This is a genomic window from Pseudomonas sp. TJI-51 (assembly GCF_000190455.2).
Classification (GTDB): domain Bacteria; phylum Pseudomonadota; class Gammaproteobacteria; order Pseudomonadales; family Pseudomonadaceae; genus Aquipseudomonas; species Aquipseudomonas juntendi.
Genome location: NZ_AEWE02000017.1, coordinates 36260 through 53388, shown reverse-complemented (window position 1 = coordinate 53388; position 17129 = coordinate 36260). Strand labels below are relative to the sequence as shown.

The window sequence follows — 17129 nt, the reverse complement described above, 5'->3', positions numbered from 1 at the left end:
CGCAGCTGGAGTTATCGCGCCACCAAAAACCAGCGCTTAAGACTCCAATTATCTAACCACACCCCCCATTGCCCGGCCCCACCCTCAAGCACCAACCACGAATTCAACGAGGTTTCAGATCAAGCCGCCGCAAATGGCATGTCACTTCCTCACGGTCGTGATACAGCTGCTTGCACGCGATCGAAACCCGTACCTTACGCGCCTTGAACGTCGCCTCCATGCGCTCGAGCAGCCGCCGTACCTCGGCATAACGCTGCTTCATCGGCAACTTCAGGTTGACCACCGCCTCCCGGCATAGCCCCTCACCCAACCAGGTTTCGATCAGCGAAGTCGTCCGCGCCGGCTTCTCGACGATATCGCAAACCATCCAGTCCACCGGTTGCCTGGGTTGCCAGGTAAAACCATCGGCCATCAGGTGCTGGACCAAGCCGGTATCCATCAGGCTCTCGGCCATCGGCCCATTATCGATAGCCGTTACCAACATGCCACGACGCACCAGCTGGTAAGTCCACCCTCCCGGCGAAGCCCCCAGGTCGACGCCGGTCATATCATCGCCCAAGCGCTGCTCCCACTGCTCACGCGGGATGAACTGGTGCCAGGCCTCTTCCAGCTTGAGGGTCGAACGGCTGGGCGCCTCGCGGGGGAACTTGAGACGCGGGATACCCATGGGCCACAACGCGCTGTTGTTGGCCGCAGCGATACCCGCAAATACCCGCCGGCCACTGATGAAGGTCAGCAGCAAGCGTGGGCGGCTGGCGTCGTCAACCAGGCGCCCGGCCTTTTCCAGGGCCTTGCGCAAAGGCACTTCGAACTTGCGGCAGAACGTCGATAACGCCTTGCCCTCGTTGCTGTCCAGCACTTCCAGCCACAGGCTGCCGAACACCGGAAAACCAGCCAACTGCGCCAGCAGCACACTGATACGGTCACTTTCCGGCAGCTCGACAAACGCACCCCGGGCCCATTGCCGTGGGAAGATCAGCTGATTGAAACGCAGCTCCCCCATCAACCGCTCGGCACCGCCCTCCTCGCTACAGACAAACTCGGCGCTGGCACTTTGCGGCTTGCCTTTGGCATAGCCCGCGACACCCAGGCGGGCGGCATGTTCGCTGATCTCGGCGCACACCTCACCCTCGAAACCGGGCCGGCAATGCATGAACAGGGTATTCATCTCTCACTCCACTACGGCGGGCGCGTCACAGGCGCCGGCAGGGCGGCGATGATAAAGGAAGTTCGGAACCTGCGACACGCCCCGCCGGTCCAGAAAAGGGTCAGGTGGCCTAAACCGGTCTAACCTGACCTTTCAGCCAGGTCCGTGCCGTGCGGGCCGATACATAACGGTGCTACCGGCAAACCGCAATTCAATGCCGGGCACCGGCGCAGAAGGAGTTGGCAATGCCCTCGCTCGATAGCCTGAACACCCTCAAGCCGCTCAAGGTCGGCGACCAGACCTACCACTATTTCAGCCTCACCGAAGCCGCCCGCCAGCTGGGTGACCTGCAACGCCTGCCCATGTCCCTGAAGGTGCTGCTGGAAAACCTGCTGCGCTGGGAAGACGGCAAAACCGTGACCGGCGACGACTTGCGCGCCCTCGCCCAATGGCTGGGCGAGCGGCGCTCCGACCGCGAAATCCAGTACCGCCCCGCACGCGTACTGATGCAGGACTTCACCGGCGTACCGGCAGTGGTCGACCTGGCCGCCATGCGCGCCGCCATGGCCAAGGCCGGCGGCGACCCACAACGCATCAACCCGCTGTCACCGGTCGACTTGGTGATCGACCACTCGGTGATGGTCGACCGCTACGGCACAACGCAAGCCTTCAGCGAGAACGTGGAAATCGAAATGCAGCGCAACGGCGAGCGCTATGCCTTCCTGCGCTGGGGCCAGAACGCCTTCGACAACTTCAGCGTGGTACCGCCGGGCACCGGCATCTGCCACCAGGTCAACCTGGAATACCTGGGCCGCACGGTATGGACCCGTGAAGCCGATGGCCGCACCTATGCCTTCCCCGACACCTTGGTCGGCACCGACTCGCACACCACCATGATCAACGGCCTGGGCGTGCTCGGCTGGGGGGTCGGCGGTATCGAGGCCGAGGCGGCCATGCTCGGCCAGCCCGTATCGATGCTGATCCCGGAAGTGATCGGCTTCAAGCTGACCGGCAAGCTGCGCGAGGGCATCACTGCGACCGACCTGGTGCTGACCGTGACCCAGATGCTGCGCAAGAAAGGCGTGGTCGGCAAGTTCGTCGAGTTCTATGGCGACGGCCTGGCCGAGCTGCCGCTTGCCGACCGCGCCACCCTCGCCAACATGGCCCCGGAGTACGGCGCTACATGCGGGTTTTTCCCGGTCGATGACGTCACCCTGGACTACCTGCGCCTGTCTGGGCGGCCAGAAGCGACCGTGCAACTGGTCGAGCAGTACTGCAAAACCCAAGGCATGTGGCGCTTGCCCGGCCACGAGCCGCTGTTCAGCGACACCCTGGCGCTGGACATGCACGACGTCGAAGCCAGCCTGGCCGGGCCCAAGCGGCCGCAGGACCGGGTCGCACTGGGCCAGGTCAGCCAGGCCTTCGACCACTTCATCGAACTGCAACCCAAGCCGCTGGCCAAGGAAGTCGGCCGCCTGGAAAGTGAAGGGGGTGGCGGCGTGGCCGTTGGCAATGCCGACCAGGCCGGCGAGATCGACTACAGCCACCAAGGCCAGACCCACACCCTGCGCGATGGCGCCGTGGTGATCGCCGCCATCACCTCGTGCACCAATACCTCCAACCCCAGCGTGATGATGGCTGCCGGGCTGGTAGCCAAGAAAGCCCTGGAAAAAGGCCTGCAACGCAAACCCTGGGTGAAAAGCTCGCTGGCACCGGGCTCCAAGGTGGTCACCGACTACTTCCAGGCCGCCGGGCTCACGCCTTACCTCGACGAACTGGGCTTCGATCTGGTTGGCTATGGCTGCACCACCTGCATCGGCAACTCCGGCCCGCTGGATGAAGCCATCGAGAAAGCCATTGCCAGCGCGGACCTCACCGTGGCCTCGGTGCTGTCGGGCAACCGTAATTTCGAAGGGCGCGTTCACCCGCTGGTCAAGACCAACTGGCTGGCTTCGCCGCCGCTGGTCGTGGCCTATGCGCTCGCTGGCAGTGTGCGCGTGGACCTGACGCGTGACCCGCTGGGTACGGGCAAGGACGGCCAACCGGTGTACCTGCGCGATATCTGGCCCAGCCAGCAGGAGATCGCGGCGGCCGTGGCCAAGGTCGACACGGCCATGTTCCACAAGCAATATGCCGAAGTGTTCGCCGGCGATGCCCAGTGGCAGGCCATCGAGGTACCCCAGGCCGCTACCTACGTGTGGCAGGCAGACTCCACCTATATTCAGCACCCTCCCTTCTTCGACGACATCGGCGGGCCGCCACCGGCCATCACCGACATCCGCGGCGCCCGCGTGCTGGCGCTGTTGGGCGACTCGGTGACCACCGACCATATTTCCCCTGCCGGCAACATCAAGGCCGACAGCCCAGCGGGGCGTTACCTGCGCGAAAAAGGTGTGGAGCCACGCGACTTCAACTCCTATGGTTCGCGGCGCGGCAACCATGAAGTGATGATGCGCGGTACGTTCGCCAATATCCGAATCCGCAACGAAATGCTGGCGGGCGAGGAAGGCGGCAACACCTTGCACGTGCCCTCGGGTGAAAAACTGTCGATCTATGACGCGGCCATGCGCTACCAGCAGGAAGGAACCCCGCTGGTGGTGATTGCCGGGCAGGAATACGGCACCGGCTCCAGCCGCGACTGGGCGGCCAAGGGCACCAACCTGCTGGGCGTGAAGGCAGTGCTGGCGGAAAGCTTCGAGCGTATCCACCGCTCCAACCTGGTGGGCATGGGCGTGCTGCCGCTGCAGTTCACGGCCGGGCACGACCGCAAGGCGCTGGGGCTGACCGGCAAGGAGCAGATCGACGTGCTGGGGCTGGACGGCGCACCGATTCACCCCGGCATGCCGCTACAGGTGCGCATCACCCGCGAGGATGGCCAGCAGGAACAGATCGAGGTGCTGTGCCGGATCGATACCGTCAACGAGGTGGAGTACTTCAAGGCAGGCGGGATTCTGCATTATGTGCTGCGCCAGCTGATTGCGGGTTGAGGGCGCAGCCGCACTGGAAAACCTGCGACACCTGCCAATCGAGCGCCGCCCACACGGCGTTCGATTGCTCAGGCACCCTTGCACCAAAATCGAACACCTTTTGTCACGCATGTTAAATAATCTCTCAATAATCCCGGTGGCTTGCCGATACCCATCCAAAGCCCTGCGGACTATCACCCCATGCGTAACAACCAGCCGATTACCCAGAGAGAACGGACTTTCCCTGCCCAGCAGCGGTTGATCTCCACCACCAACGCCAAGGGCGTGATTACCTACTGCAATGATGCCTTCATCGACATCAGTGGGTTCACCCGCGAAGAACTGACCGGTGCGCCGCACAATCTGGTGCGCCACCCCGACGTGCCGCCTGCTGTGTTTGCCCATATGTGGCAAACCCTCAAGCAAGGCCAGCCGTGGATGGGTATCGTCAAGAACCGCTGCAAGTCGGGCGATCACTACTGGGTCAACGCCTACGTCACACCGATTTTCGACAACAACCAGGTGGTCGGCTTCGAGTCTGTGCGGGTCAAACCCACCGCCGAGCAGATCCGCCGCGCCGAGGCGCTGTACCAGCGCATCAACCAGGGCAAGCCGCCGGTACCGCGCCGTGACAAGTGGCTGCCGGTGCTGCAGGACTGGTTGCCGTTCATCCTGATCAGCCAGGCGGGCTTCCTGATTGGCAACTGGCTGGGCCATTCCTGGGGCTTCGCGTTGGCCGCCGCGCTTTCCGTACCGCTTGGGTTGATCGGCCTGAGCTGGCAGCAACGCGGCCTCAAGCGCTTGCTGCGGCTGGCTGAACAGACCACCTCCGACCCGCTGATCGCGCAGATGTACACCGACAGCCGTGGCGTGCAGGCCCGCCTGGAAATGGCCATGCTCAGCCAGGATGCGCGCATGAAAACCTGCCTGACCCGCTTGCAGGACAGCGCCGAGCACCTCAGCGACCAGGCGCGGCAGTCCGACGCCCTGGCACACAAGAGCTCTTCGGGGCTGGAACGCCAGCGGGTCGAAACCGAACAGGTCGCCGCCGCCGTCAACCAGATGGCTGCGACCACCCAGGAAGTTGCCAACCACGTGCAACGCACAGCCGATGCCACCCAGGAAGCCAACCGCCTGACCAGCCAGGGCCGGCAGATTGCCGGAGAAACCCGCGAGGCCATCGAACGCCTGTCGACAGCAGTGGGCGAAACCGGCCAGACCGTCACGCAACTGGCCAAGGACAGCGACGAAATTGGCGGTGTCGTCGATGTGATCAAGGGCATTGCCGACCAGACCAACCTGCTGGCATTGAATGCCGCCATCGAGGCGGCGCGGGCTGGGGAAATGGGCCGTGGCTTTGCTGTAGTGGCCGACGAAGTGCGCCAGCTGGCTCAACGCACCGCCGAGTCCACCGGGCAGATCCACAGCCTGATCGCCAAGCTGCAGCAAACCGCCAGCACCGCCGTACTGACCATGGAAACCGGCCACCGTCAGGCGCAGGAAGGCGTTGATCGTGTGATGCAGGCTGACGAAGCGCTGGTCGGCATCAGCGAAGCGGTCGCCAACATCACCGACATGGCGACCCAGATTGCCGCCGCGACCGAAGAGCAGACCGCCGTGGCCGATGAGATCAGCCGTAACATCAGCACCATCGCCGAACTGGCCGACCAGACCGCCGAGCAGGCACAGCACTCGGCGCTGTTGAGCGAAGAGCTGACCACTACGGCCGGGAGCCAGTACTCACTTGTGGAGCGCTTCAACCGCTGACCGCAGACCTGCGCGCCGCGAGGGGTTGCACAGCAGCCCCTGGCTGGCAACGCATGCCCAGGCAGGGTTACCAGTCCAGGCTCAAGCGGCTCTCGAAATAGCGCTCTTCGCCGCTCAACGGGTCGGTGAAACGCAGGCTCTGCGCCAGCAGTTTCAATGGCCGCTGGTAATCGTCTGCGGTGTCGAGCAACTGCGGATAGAACGGGTCATTGCTGATGCCCGCGCCCAACGCAGCCATGTGCACCCGCAACTGGTGGGTCTTGCCGGTGACCGGCGACAACCCGTACCGCCACAGCGCTCCGCGCTTCTCCAGCACCTCGGCCAGGGTTTCACTATTGGCCTCGCCCTCTACCTCATGCATGCGGAAAAAGGGCTCGCCATGCACCAGACGGCTTTTGTGCACCAACGGAAACGCATGTTGCGGCAAAGCGGCCGCGATGGCCTGGTAGCGCTTGTCGATGCGTCGCTCGGGGAATAGCCGCTGATAAGCGCTACGCGTATGCGGGTTGGCAGAGAACAGCACAAGCCCGGCGGTATGCCGATCGATGCGATGCAACGGCACCAGGTGAGGGTTATCCAGCCTGCGGATCAGGCGGCGCAGCAAGGTGTGCTCAACGTACTCGCCAGTCGGTGTCACCGGCAGGAAATGCGGCTTGTCCGCCACCACCAGGTGCTCGTCCACGTGCAGCACGTGCTCCTGCAACGGGATCGGTCGCTCGTTCGGCACTTCGCGAAAATAGTGCAAGCGCATGCCCGGTTTGTAAGGCAGCTCGGCAGCCACTGCCCTCCCCTGGGCGTCCAGCACCCGCCCCCTGGCAAAGCGGTCGAGCCACTGGGCACGGTCGATGGCCTTGAAATGGTCACACAGGCAATCGAGCACCGTTGCCCAGTGACCGGGTGGCAGGCACACGGTGCTGGCTTGCTGGCGGGCGGGGTCGAATGGCGTGGGCATGGCAGGGCTCGGAACAGGCACGGCCGCGCATTATCACCCAACCCCGCCCCATCAACCAGCCTGGGCCAGCGCCTCGCTGCGCTCCTTCAACCAGCGCAGCACCTGCACCGGCTCCCAGCGGCCAGGGTCGTATAGTGCGTAGAGCGCTCCCTGGTACCCGACCACATCGAGCCCACGGTGGTAGCCGGCCCGCTGGAACAAGGCTTCGATCTCGGCAAAGCAGGTATTGAAATGCACCTTGCCGAAGGGGGTGCGGTCATCGGTCACCAGGCCTTCGAGGCGCAGTTCCAGAACGGCGTCGGCCACCCGCTCCACAGGCATGCGGTTGACGCTGTACTTGAGTTGCTCGACGTTGAGCATGGCTTTACCTCGATACTGTATTTATATACAGCATACGAACATCCTCGCGTCGCAGTCAATGCGCTTCATTGCAGCCCCGCCAGATAGCCGCCGCCCTTGCGGATGGTCAACACCTGGCGCCGCGGGGTGCCCCGCGCCACCGACAGGTGCACCCACTTGTCGAATTCCAGGATGAGTTGATCGAAGGGCACCGTACTTTCGCTGATCCGTTGCACGGTCTCGCGCGGGCTGACCTCGATGACCGTGAAGTCAGCCGCCAGCCCTTGTACATGCTGGCTGTTGGCGGCACCGCCAATCAAGCGGTTGACTTTCTCGCTACGGTAGCCACTGCTGACAATGATGGGCACGCCGAACAGCGCGCGCACCTGCTCCAGGGCACAACACAGCAGTTGCAGGTTGGCCCTGGCTTCAGGTGGCGGGGTGTTGTCGAACCCATCCCTGGCCGCGAGCTGGGAAACGGTCAGTTCAGCGAGGGTGAAATGTGGTGTGATCAACATGGCAAGCGGTTCCGATGATGGCTAGGGGCACCGGCACTGGTGCGCCGGCGCCTGATCATCAGCGCGCATCACCTGCCATGGAGCAGGGTTGTACCTCCCCTGTCGGTGTCATTGCCCCAGGAACGCCACCACCTGCTCGGCATCGAACGGCCAGTGCAACTCGGCACCGTTGTCACAGCGCCGGAGCACCGGAATGACCAGCCCATATCGCTCGAACAAAGGCTGGCTTTCGGCAACATCGACCAGCTCCACCAGCAGGCCATGATCGACGAAGGGCATCAGCACCGACTCGGCCACTTCACACAGGTGGCAGCCGAGGGTGCCGAACAGTTGGCATTCAGGCAGCATGGGGCGGGTCCCGATGTAGCATGCAGAGAAACCTATTCTAGGACCACCACGGCCATCGTGCACCTTCAATCCTGGCTGGTGGCGCCGATACGGTGCAGCGACAGGTCGGCGCCCTGGAACTCCTGTTCATGGCTCAGGCGCAGGCCATGCACGGCGCGCAGCGCACCATACACGGCAAAACCACCGGCGAGTGCCACCACCACCCCCATCAGGCTCCCCAGCAGCTGGCTGACCAGGCTCACGCCGCCCATGCCGCCCAGTGCCGTCTGGCCGAAGATGCCGCAGGCAACCCCACCCCACACGCCACACAGGCCATGCAACGGCCAAACACCCAGCACGTCGTCGATTTTCCAGCGGTTCTGGGCCGCGGTGAACGTCCACACGAACAGCCCGCCCGCCACCAGGCCGGTAGCCAGCGCACCGATCGGGTGCATCAGGTCTGAGCCGGCGCAAACCGCCACCAACCCGGCCAACGGCCCGTTATGCAGGAAGCCAGGGTCGTTGCGCCCTGCCAGCAACGCCGACAACGTGCCGCCAACCATGGCGAGCAACGAGTTGATCGCCACCAGGCCACTGAGCCCCTCCAAGGTCTGGGCGCTCATCACGTTGAAACCGAACCAGCCAATGATCAGGATCCACGAGCCCAGGGCGAGAAAGGGAATGCTCGAGGGCGCAAAAGCCACCAGCCGACCATCGCGATAGCGACCGCGGCGCGGGCCGAGCAGCAGCACCGCCGCCAGCGCCAGCCAGCCGCCCATGGCATGCACCACCACCGAGCCGGCAAAGTCATGGAACGGCGCGCCAAAGCGGTCCTGCAACCAGGCTTGCAGGCCCAGGTTGCCGTTCCATACCACGCCCTCGAAGAAGGGGTAGACGAATGCCACGATCAGTGCGGTGGCACACAGTTGCGGCACGAAACGCGCACGCTCGGCGATGCCCCCGGAAATGATCGCCGGAATGGCTGCAGCGAAGGTCAACAGGAAGAAGCACTTGACCAGCGCGTAGCCATGGTCGGCAGCCAGCGTTGCAGCAGGCTGGAAGAAGTTGACCCCATAGGCGATCCAGTAGCCTATAAAGAAATACACCAGCGCCGAAATGGCGAAGTCGCTGAGGATCTTCGACAAGGCATTGACCTGGTTCTTGTGGCGTACGGTGCCCACTTCGAGAAACGCGAAGCCGGCATGCATGGCCAGCACCAGAATGGCGCCCATGAGAAGGAACAGGGTGTTGGAACCGTGGACCAGGGAGTCCATCGCGCTGTGCATGTTATCCATGAAATAGGCAGACCTGCTGAAAAAGGCACCAGGACAGTTCAAGAACCTGCATCCCTGCACCGAATCGGTGCCAGCCATCACCCTGTTTCAGTTGCGTGGGCGCGACCTGCGTGGTTTTTTCTTGGGTTTGTCGAGGATTGCGTTAAGGTTTATCGATATTCGCCGCGTGGGCGCCCCGAATCGGCGCAAGAACAGCCTGAGGTGCCCCGCAACGTGGCAAACACATAGCAAGGCGCATACCAGCACACGCGGGTGTACGGTCACTTGAACCTTCCGCGCCTGCTATCACTCGAACTACCAACATTCATCGACAGGGAGAGACACATGGCCAGCAATTCGGCAAAGACTGCACAAGAGATATTGATGGCTGACTTCCAGGCTTTGGTGCGCGACACCGAAAAGCTGCTGGCCGACACCGCCAACCTGGCAGGCGACCAGGCCGAGGAGTTGCGCGGGCAGATTCACGAGCGCCTGGCTCAGGCCCGCGAAACCCTGCAGTTGACTCAGGAGTCGGTACGCGACCGCGGCCAGGCTGCGCTGGGCAGCGCCGAGCAGTACGTACAGGAAAACCCATGGCAGGCCATCGGCATCGCTGCCGGCGTCGGCCTGTTGATCGGCCTGCTGGCCAACCGGCGTTAAGGGGTTCCCATGGAGAACGAAGCCAACGGCGCCGGCGCATCGGGCAGGCGCCTGGGCGCAGCCGCGCTGGGGCTGCTGCACAGCCATATCGAGCTGTTCGGTATCGAGCTGCAGGAGCAGAAAGGCCGCACGCTGAGGTTGCTGTTGTTCGCCGGCCTGGCACTGGTGTTCGCCCTGCTGCTGCTCACTGCACTGTCGGGCTTGCTACTGGTGCTGCTGTGGGACAGCTATCGCCTTGCCGGCATCATCGGCCTGTGCGTGTTCTATAGCCTGGCTGCACTGTATTGCGGTGTACGGTTGAAGGCAGCGGTGTTCGACGAGTCATCTCCCTTCAACGCCACCCTCGAAGAACTCGCCAAGGACCGGGAGCGCTTGTTGCCATGAACCTGCCACAACTGCCGAACACACGAAACCCACGCGAGCTGCGCAAGGCGTTGCTGCGCCTGCGCATGGAAATGCACCGCCAGGAGATCCGCCACGAATCCGGGCAACTGCTGGCACCTTTGCAGCGCATGCGCGGCATGGGCAGCTCGCTGCACGACGGCTTGGGCATCAAACACGCGCCGCTGTGGGGCATTGGCGCTGTGGTAGCCCTGGGCTTCATGACCGGCAAGGGCGTGCGCAGCGGTAACCTGGGCAGGCTTGTGCGCCTGGGCACCAGCCTGCTGCCGCTGGTGCGCCTGTACCTGCAAGGTAGCCGTCGCCGCTGAAGGCGGTGCATGGGCGCAGGCTCGACTGCGAATGTGTCGGTGCCGCCACCGGCCATTCGCGGGTAATGCATGCCAGCGGCCAGCGTTGCCCCTGCCACTTGCGCGCAGGCACAGCACACCAGAAGCTATAGCCTTTGACCCCCTGGAGACCGCGCCTTGGACTGGCACACCCTGCTCACCCGCGAACGTCTGGGCAAAGCCCTGTATAGCGCCGAAGAACTCGGGCGCAGCCCCTTCCACAAAGACCACGACCGCATCATTTTCTCGGGCGCCTTTCGCCGCCTGGGGCGCAAGACCCAAGTGCACCCCGTCACCAGTAACGATCACATTCACACGCGCCTGACCCATTCGCTGGAAGTCAGTTGCGTGGGGCGTTCGCTGGGCATGCGCGTGGGTGAAACCCTGCGCGAAAGCTTGCCAGACTGGTGCGCGCCCAGCGACCTGGGGATGATCGTGCAGTCGGCCTGCCTGGCCCACGACATCGGCAACCCGCCATTCGGCCATTCTGGCGAAGACGCCATACGTCACTGGTTCCAGCAGGCGGCCGGGCGCGGGTGGCTGGACGACATGGGTGATGACGAGCGTGCCGACTTCCTCAATTTCGAGGGCAATGCGCAGGGCTTCCGCGTGCTTACGCAACTGGAGTACCACCAGTTCGACGGTGGCACCCGGTTGACCTATGCCACCCTCGGCACCTACCTCAAATACCCCTGGAGCGCCCGCCATGCCGACGCCCTGGGCTACAAGAAGCACAAGTTCGGCAGTTATCAGAGCGAGCTGCCACTGCTGGAACAGATCGCCCGCAAGCTCGGCCTGCCACAGCTGGAGCACCAGCGCTGGGCGCGCCACCCGTTGGTGTACCTGATGGAAGCGGCCGATGACATCTGCTACGCGCTGATCGATCTGGAAGACGGCCTGGAGATGGACCTGCTGCAATACGGCGAAGTCGAAGCCTTGTTGCTCGACCTGGTCGGCGACGATCTGCCGGAAACCTATCGCCAACTCGGCCCTGGCGATTCTCGCCGGCGCAAGCTGGCCATCCTGCGTGGCAAGGCCATCGAGCACTTGACCAACGCTGCCGCCCAAGCTTTTGTCGAGCAGCAGCAAGCGTTGCTGGCCGGGCAACTTCCAGGCGACCTGGTCGAACACATGCACGGCCCGGCCAAGCGCTGCGTGCTGCAGGCCAAAGACATGGCGCGCAACAAGATCTTCCAGGACAAGCGCAAGACCCTGCACGAAATCGGCGCCTACACCACACTGGAAATCCTGCTCAATACCTTCTGCGGCGCGGCGCTCGAACAACACGGCGGGCGCACACCCTCGTTCAAGAGCCGGCGCGTCATGGACCTGCTCGGCAACAGTGCACCAGACCCACACGGCTCGCTGTACAACGCGTTCCTGCGCATGATCGATTTCATCGCCGGCATGACCGACAGCTACGCCAGCGAAATGGCCAGGGAAATGACCGGGCGCTCGGGCCCGGGCTGAGCCATGGCGGTGCAGACCGGCCAGCGTGCCGGTGCTGCACCTGGGTTACAGGAAACTTCCTACATATACCAAGGGCAAATTAAACAACACGTTTAATTTGCCAACGAAAAGTTACCAAATGCACTTTGACATTGGGTCGCGCACGATTATCTCGTAGCCCGTTTTGCTTTATCTTGTAAGCCATTTCCCATATGGGGCAAACAGCCCTTCCTTGCATGCCCGTTGACTTCCAACTGCGATAAGGTGCCGCCTGTCACCCACAATTGACCGCAGGCAAGTTGAACATGCATTCCATATTTATTGTTGACGATCATCCGGTCATCCGCCTTGCCGTCCGCATGCTGCTGGAAAACCAGAATTACAAGATTGTCGGTGAATCGGACAATGGCGTGGACGCGATGCAGATGATCCGCGAGAGCCACCCCGACCTGGTCATCCTCGACATCAGCATCCCCAAGCTAGACGGGCTGGAGGTGCTTGCGCGCTTCCAGGCCATGGCGCTGCCCATGAAAGTGCTGGTGCTGACTGCCCAGGCCCCGGCGTTGTTTGCCGTTCGCTGCATGCACTCGGGTGCTGCCGGTTATGTGTGCAAGCAGGAGGACCTCGGTGAACTGCTGAGTGCAATCAAGGCCGTGCTGGCCGGTTACAACTACTTCCCCAGCCAGGCAATAAAGCATGACCAGGTAACCACGAGCGACCTGCAACTTTTCCGCCAGGTAAATGATCGCGAACTGATGGTACTGCAACTCTTCGCCCAAGGGCGCAGCAACAAGGAAATTGCCAAGGGCATGTTCCTCAGCAGCAAGACCGTCAGTACCTACAAGAAGCGCCTCATGCAAAAGCTGCAGGTCAGTACGTTGGTCGACCTGATCGAGATGGCCAAGCGCAACGCACTGGTCTGAGCATGGTCATGGCCCGCCCTTTCGCCCGCTTGCTGCTCGCGCTGCTGCTGTTCAGCAGCGCGGCAGTGGCCACCCACCACGAAACTGCATCGTACACGCTCCTCCCGCGTTCGTCGGCTATGCCAGCGCCACCGGAACTCAACGCCGAGCAACGGCAATGGCTTGCAGGGCGCCAGGAACTGGTGCTGGGAACATCGGCCCCTGACTACCCGCCGTTCGACATCACCAGTGGCGGCCGTGACTACCAGGGGCTTACCGCCGAATATGCAAACCTGATCGGCACGGCCCTGGAGTTGCCGGTCCGGGTGCTGCGTTTTCCCAGCCGGCAGGCCGCTTTGGAAGCACTCCGGCAAGGCGACATCGACCTGCTGGGCAGCGCCAATGGCTACGAAGCGGCCAGCGACGGCCTGGCCTTGTCGCACCCCTATGCCGTTGACCAGCCGGTGCTGGTCACACGCGAAGACGAAACGCGGGCACTGGACACGGGCCTGGCCGGCATGCGCCTGGGCATGCTCTATCACTACCTGCCCGAGGCAGAACTGCTCAACGCCTACCCCGATGCCGAGCTGCTGACGTTCGAGTCCTCCAGCCAGGCGTTGAATGCCGTAGCGTTCGGCCAGGCCGACGTGTTCATCGGCGACACCATTTCCACCCACTACCAGCTCAACCGCGGCCACCTGCCACGCCTGCGCATGGCCAACTTCGGCAAGCACGAAGCCATCGGCTTCGGCTTTGCCCTGCGCCAGCAGGACACCGTACTGAGGGAACTGGTCGATACCATCCTCGATAGCCAGCCCCCCGCCATGCGTGCCAGTATCTTCAAACGCTGGAGCGCCGGCAGCGACCTGCTGTTGACCGACCGCAACCTGCAATTGAGCGCAACAGAGCAACAATGGCTGCAACAGCACCCCGTGATGCGTGTGGCCATTGACGACACCGCTGCGCCCTTGTCCTACTTCGATGGCTCGGGGCATTTTCGCGGCATCACTGCTGACCTGCTGGAGCTCATTCGCCTGCGCACCGGCTTGCGCTTCGAGGTACAGCGGGCCAGTGGCATTGCCGACATGATCGCCCGCTTGAAGGATGGCCGCGCTGACGTGATCGCCGCCCTGGCCATCGCCGGGTTGGTCGACAAGGACCTGCAGATCAGCCGGCCGTACCTGGAAAGCGCCTATGTTCTGGTTAGCCGCAAGGACAAACCGGCCCCAGGGTCCCTGGAGCAGTTGCAGGGCCACCGCATCGCCTTTACCCGCCACAGCGCCATGCATGCCACGTTGCCGCAGCATTATCCGCACATTGGCTGGGTCGAGAGCGCCAGCGCGTTCTATTCCATGGCGTTGCTCAACAGCGGCGCCGTCGATGCGGTGATCACCACCCTGATCGATGCCAACCACGCCCTGGCCAGCAACCCCGACCTGGTCATCCGCACCTCGGTCGGCGGCGAGCCCGCCAACTACGCCATGGCCACCAACGCGTCTTCACCGGCTTTGGCCTCGATTCTCGACAAGGCCCTGCAGAGCATTTCGCCCGAGGAACTGGGGGTCATCAACAACCGCTGGCGCAGCTTTGGCCCGCACGAAGACAGCAAGAGCCAGAGCTACCGCCGGCTGGCGCTGCAGGTGGTACTGGCCACGGCGGTGCTGCTTCTGCTGGCGTTGCTCTGGAACGCCCGCCTGCGCTTGCAGATCCGTCAGCGCCAGCGCGCCGAAAGGGCGCTGAACGACCAACTGGCATTCATGCGCGCACTGCTCAACGGCACCCCTCACCCCATGTACGTGCGCGACCGCGATGGCCGCCTGCAAAGCTGCAACTACAGCTACCTGGAGGCGGTGCAGGCCCGCTCCGAGCAGGTTATCGGCAAACAGCTGAGCGCCAGCCTGTTCGCCGACGCCGAACAGACCCGGCAGATCCAGGCGGATTACCACAAAGTGATGGCTGCCGGCTCCCCCCTGATCATGGACCGCCCGTTGCGGATCAAGGGCCGGGAGATGACCATCTACCACTGGATCCTGCCCTACCGTGATTCGCTGGGTGAAGTGCAGGGCATCATCGGCGGCTGGATCGACATCAGCGACCGCCGCCAGCTGGTCACGGAACTGCGCCAGGCCAAGCAGCAGGCCGACAATGCCAACCGCGCCAAAAGCACCTTCCTGGCCACTATCAGCCACGAAATCCGCACCCCCATGAATGCCGTCATCGGCATGCTCGAACTGGCGGTCAAACGCGCCGATCAAGGGTGGGTGGACCGCAGCGCGCTGGCCTTGGCGCACCATTCGGCCAAAGACCTGCTGGGCCTGATCGGTGACATTCTCGATATCGTGCGCATCGAATCCGGGCATCTCTCTCTGGCCCCCGAGGTGGTCGACCTGGCAGCGTTGGTCGAGTCGGTGGGGCGCATGTTCGATGGCCAGGCACGGCAAAAAGGCCTGGCGCTGGAAGTGATCATCGAACCGGCCGCACGTTGCCACGCGTTGCTCGACCCCCTGCGTTTCAAGCAAGTGCTGTCCAACCTGGTGAGCAACGCCATCAAGTTCACCGAGCATGGCCAGGTACGCATCTGCGTCAGCCTGCTGGACGAAGCCCCTGGCAGGCCTGCAATGCTGGACCTGGAGGTGCGCGACAGTGGTATCGGCATCCATCCCGACGACCTGGAACGCCTGTTCAACCCGTTCATCCAGGCCAACCCGCACAGCCAGGGTGCCCGCGCGGGCACCGGGCTCGGTCTGGCCATCTGCCGCAACCTGTGCGACATGATGGGGGGCAGCCTGACCATCAAGAGCCTGGAGGATGTCGGCACCCAGGTGCGCCTGAAGATGCCGTTGCAACGGGTCGATGCTGCAGCGCAACCCGCCCAGTTGCCGGAATGCCTGGACGTTCCCGACCCCGGTCTGCGCGTGCTGGTGATCGACGATCACCCGGCCAACCTGGAACTGATGGCGCAGCAGCTCGGTTATCTGGGCCTGCAGCATGCCAGCGCCCGGGATGGCCGGGAAGGCCTGGCCGCCTGGCGCGCCGGTGATTTCGACGTGCTGGTGCTGGACTGCAACATGCCGCACATGAACGGCTATCAGCTGGCAACCGCCGTGCGCACCGAAGAACGCCATGGCCAGCGGCCGCGCTGCACCATCCTGGGTTATACCGCCAACGCCCAGCCAGAGGTCCGTCGCAAGTGCCTGAGCGCCGGCATGGACGACTGCCTGCTCAAGCCCATCAGCCTGAGTACGCTCAGCCAGTGCCTGGCCGGCATTCACCCGCGCCGCCAGCAATGCCCCCCGGGCAGGTTGTACGAACTGGACGGCCTGGCGGCCGTGACCGGGCCAGCACCCGACGACCGCCAGCGTTTTCTGCAAGCGCTACTGCAGAGCCTGCAGGCCGACCTGCTCAGCTTGATGGCGCTGGACCCGCAGCACGACAGCACAGCCATCGCCGACCAGGCCCACAAGGTGCTGAGCGCCGCACGCATGCTCAAGGCACCCGCCCTGATGGCGGCATGCGAAGCGCTGGAAGCCGGCACCCTCACCCCTGCCCAGCTACGCTTGAAGCGCCAGGCACTGGCACGCCACATGCGCCGGGTGGAGCGCGCCCTGGCCAGGGAGTTGGCGCCACCCGCCGACACTCAGGCAGGCAGCCACGCGTGTTAACTGGTAGACTGCGCGGCGTTATTACCTAAGAGGATTGTTTCATGGCCACAAACCGCTCCCGTCGTCTGCGCAAGAAGCTGTGTGTCGACGAGTTTCAGGAATTGGGCTTCGAGCTGAACCTGGAATTCAAGGAAGATCTGGATGACCAGGCAATCGATGCTTTCCTCGACGCGTTCCTGGCTGAAGCCATGGACGCCAACGGCCTGGATTATGTAGGCGGTGACGATTACGGCCTGGTGTGCTCGGTCAAACGCGGCTCGGTCAGCGAAGAACAACGCGCCGCCGTCGAAGCCTGGCTCAAAGGCCGCAGCGAACTGACCAAGATCGAAGTCAGCCCGTTGCTGGACGCCTGGTACCCGGAAAAGCCGATCAACAAGGCTGAGTAACCCTCAGCCCGGTTCGATCGAAGAAAGGCCACCTCTCGAGGTGGCCTTTTTA

At 63.4% G+C, this 17129-nt stretch carries 15 protein-coding genes; 9 read left to right on the top strand and 6 right to left on the bottom strand.

What is annotated here, in order from left to right:
- Nucleotides 1–103 precede the first annotated feature (103 nt).
- On the bottom strand, nt 104–1168 hold the full coding sequence (rlmM, locus tag G1E_RS04950; protein ID WP_009683992.1) for a 23S rRNA (cytidine(2498)-2'-O)-methyltransferase RlmM: 1065 nt from the start codon (nt 1166–1168) through the stop codon (nt 104–106).
- A 224-nt stretch (nt 1169–1392) separates the two neighbouring features.
- On the opposite strand from rlmM, the gene acnA reads away from it, so the two are divergent.
- Both acnA and G1E_RS04940 read left to right on the top strand, forming a co-directional pair.
- Complete coding sequence (gene acnA, locus G1E_RS04945; protein ID WP_009683993.1) at nt 1393–4134, top strand: aconitate hydratase AcnA; 2742 nt, start codon at nt 1393–1395, stop codon at nt 4132–4134.
- Between the two features lie 180 nt (nt 4135–4314).
- Nucleotides 4315–5880 (top strand): PAS domain-containing methyl-accepting chemotaxis protein, encoded by a 1566-nt coding sequence (locus tag G1E_RS04940; protein WP_047149678.1) that lies wholly within the window; start codon nt 4315–4317, stop codon nt 5878–5880.
- A 67-nt stretch (nt 5881–5947) separates the two neighbouring features.
- Here the strand turns inward: G1E_RS04940 and G1E_RS04935 are convergent, their stop codons facing one another.
- The 5 genes from G1E_RS04935 to G1E_RS04915 form a co-directional block, all read right to left on the bottom strand.
- Nucleotides 5948–6832, bottom strand: a complete 885-nt coding sequence (locus G1E_RS04935; RefSeq protein ID WP_009683996.1) for a pseudouridine synthase — start codon at nt 6830–6832, stop codon at nt 5948–5950.
- A gap of 51 nt (nt 6833–6883) precedes the next feature.
- Nucleotides 6884–7192 carry a hypothetical protein gene (locus G1E_RS04930; protein WP_009683997.1) on the bottom strand — a complete coding sequence of 103 codons (309 nt, stop codon included), beginning with the start codon at nt 7190–7192 and terminating at the stop codon, nt 6884–6886.
- 65 nt (nt 7193–7257) lie between these two features.
- Nucleotides 7258–7689 carry a D-Ala-D-Ala carboxypeptidase family metallohydrolase gene (locus tag G1E_RS04925; protein ID WP_009683998.1) on the bottom strand — a complete coding sequence of 144 codons (432 nt, stop codon included), beginning with the start codon at nt 7687–7689 and terminating at the stop codon, nt 7258–7260.
- 108 nt (nt 7690–7797) lie between these two features.
- Nucleotides 7798–8037 (bottom strand): glutaredoxin family protein, encoded by a 240-nt coding sequence (locus tag G1E_RS04920; protein WP_009683999.1) that lies wholly within the window; start codon nt 8035–8037, stop codon nt 7798–7800.
- A 65-nt stretch (nt 8038–8102) separates the two neighbouring features.
- Nucleotides 8103–9311 carry an ammonium transporter gene (locus tag G1E_RS04915; RefSeq protein WP_009684000.1) on the bottom strand — a complete coding sequence of 403 codons (1209 nt, stop codon included), beginning with the start codon at nt 9309–9311 and terminating at the stop codon, nt 8103–8105.
- Between the two features lie 324 nt (nt 9312–9635).
- On the opposite strand from G1E_RS04915, the gene G1E_RS04910 reads away from it, so the two are divergent.
- The 7 genes from G1E_RS04910 (at nt 9636) to G1E_RS04880 (ending at nt 17077) form a co-directional block, all read left to right on the top strand.
- A complete protein-coding gene (locus G1E_RS04910) occupies nt 9636–9950 on the top strand; it encodes a YqjD family protein (RefSeq protein WP_009684001.1) in 315 nt (104 codons plus the stop codon).
- A gap of 9 nt (nt 9951–9959) precedes the next feature.
- Nucleotides 9960–10334, top strand: coding sequence for a phage holin family protein (locus G1E_RS04905; RefSeq protein WP_009684002.1), 375 nt, complete (start codon nt 9960–9962; stop codon nt 10332–10334).
- Nucleotides 10331–10660 carry a hypothetical protein gene (locus tag G1E_RS04900; protein WP_009684003.1) on the top strand — a complete coding sequence of 110 codons (330 nt, stop codon included), beginning with the start codon at nt 10331–10333 and terminating at the stop codon, nt 10658–10660. The genes G1E_RS04905 and G1E_RS04900 overlap by 4 nt, the downstream gene beginning before the upstream one ends.
- A gap of 156 nt (nt 10661–10816) precedes the next feature.
- Nucleotides 10817–12148, top strand: a complete 1332-nt coding sequence (locus G1E_RS04895) for a deoxyguanosinetriphosphate triphosphohydrolase (RefSeq protein ID WP_009684004.1) — start codon at nt 10817–10819, stop codon at nt 12146–12148.
- 284 nt (nt 12149–12432) lie between these two features.
- Nucleotides 12433–13050 (top strand): response regulator transcription factor, encoded by a 618-nt coding sequence (locus G1E_RS04890; RefSeq protein ID WP_009684005.1) that lies wholly within the window; start codon nt 12433–12435, stop codon nt 13048–13050.
- A gap of 8 nt (nt 13051–13058) precedes the next feature.
- Complete coding sequence (locus G1E_RS04885; RefSeq protein WP_033690614.1) at nt 13059–16691, top strand: ATP-binding protein; 3633 nt, start codon at nt 13059–13061, stop codon at nt 16689–16691.
- A gap of 41 nt (nt 16692–16732) precedes the next feature.
- Complete coding sequence (locus G1E_RS04880; protein ID WP_009684007.1) at nt 16733–17077, top strand: YggL family protein; 345 nt, start codon at nt 16733–16735, stop codon at nt 17075–17077.
- Nucleotides 17078–17129 lie beyond the last annotated feature (52 nt).

Excerpts from the sequence above, each read along its gene's own strand:
- rlmM (WP_009683992.1), bottom strand. The coding sequence starts at position 1,168 with ATGAATACCCTGTTCATGCATTGCCGGCCCGGTTTCGAGGGTGAGGTG.
- acnA (WP_009683993.1), top strand. The coding sequence starts at position 1,393 with ATGCCCTCGCTCGATAGCCTGAACACCCTCAAGCCGCTCAAGGTCGGC.
- G1E_RS04940 (WP_047149678.1), top strand. The coding sequence starts at position 4,315 with ATGCGTAACAACCAGCCGATTACCCAGAGAGAACGGACTTTCCCTGCC.
- G1E_RS04935 (WP_009683996.1), bottom strand. The coding sequence starts at position 6,832 with ATGCCCACGCCATTCGACCCCGCCCGCCAGCAAGCCAGCACCGTGTGC.
- G1E_RS04930 (WP_009683997.1), bottom strand. The coding sequence starts at position 7,192 with ATGCTCAACGTCGAGCAACTCAAGTACAGCGTCAACCGCATGCCTGTG.
- G1E_RS04925 (WP_009683998.1), bottom strand. The coding sequence starts at position 7,689 with ATGTTGATCACACCACATTTCACCCTCGCTGAACTGACCGTTTCCCAG.
- G1E_RS04920 (WP_009683999.1), bottom strand. The coding sequence starts at position 8,037 with ATGCTGCCTGAATGCCAACTGTTCGGCACCCTCGGCTGCCACCTGTGT.
- G1E_RS04915 (WP_009684000.1), bottom strand. The coding sequence starts at position 9,311 with ATGGATAACATGCACAGCGCGATGGACTCCCTGGTCCACGGTTCCAAC.
- G1E_RS04910 (WP_009684001.1), top strand. The coding sequence starts at position 9,636 with ATGGCCAGCAATTCGGCAAAGACTGCACAAGAGATATTGATGGCTGAC.
- G1E_RS04905 (WP_009684002.1), top strand. The coding sequence starts at position 9,960 with ATGGAGAACGAAGCCAACGGCGCCGGCGCATCGGGCAGGCGCCTGGGC.
- G1E_RS04900 (WP_009684003.1), top strand. The coding sequence starts at position 10,331 with ATGAACCTGCCACAACTGCCGAACACACGAAACCCACGCGAGCTGCGC.
- G1E_RS04890 (WP_009684005.1), top strand. The coding sequence starts at position 12,433 with ATGCATTCCATATTTATTGTTGACGATCATCCGGTCATCCGCCTTGCC.
- G1E_RS04885 (WP_033690614.1), top strand. The coding sequence starts at position 13,059 with ATGGCCCGCCCTTTCGCCCGCTTGCTGCTCGCGCTGCTGCTGTTCAGC.
- G1E_RS04880 (WP_009684007.1), top strand. The coding sequence starts at position 16,733 with ATGGCCACAAACCGCTCCCGTCGTCTGCGCAAGAAGCTGTGTGTCGAC.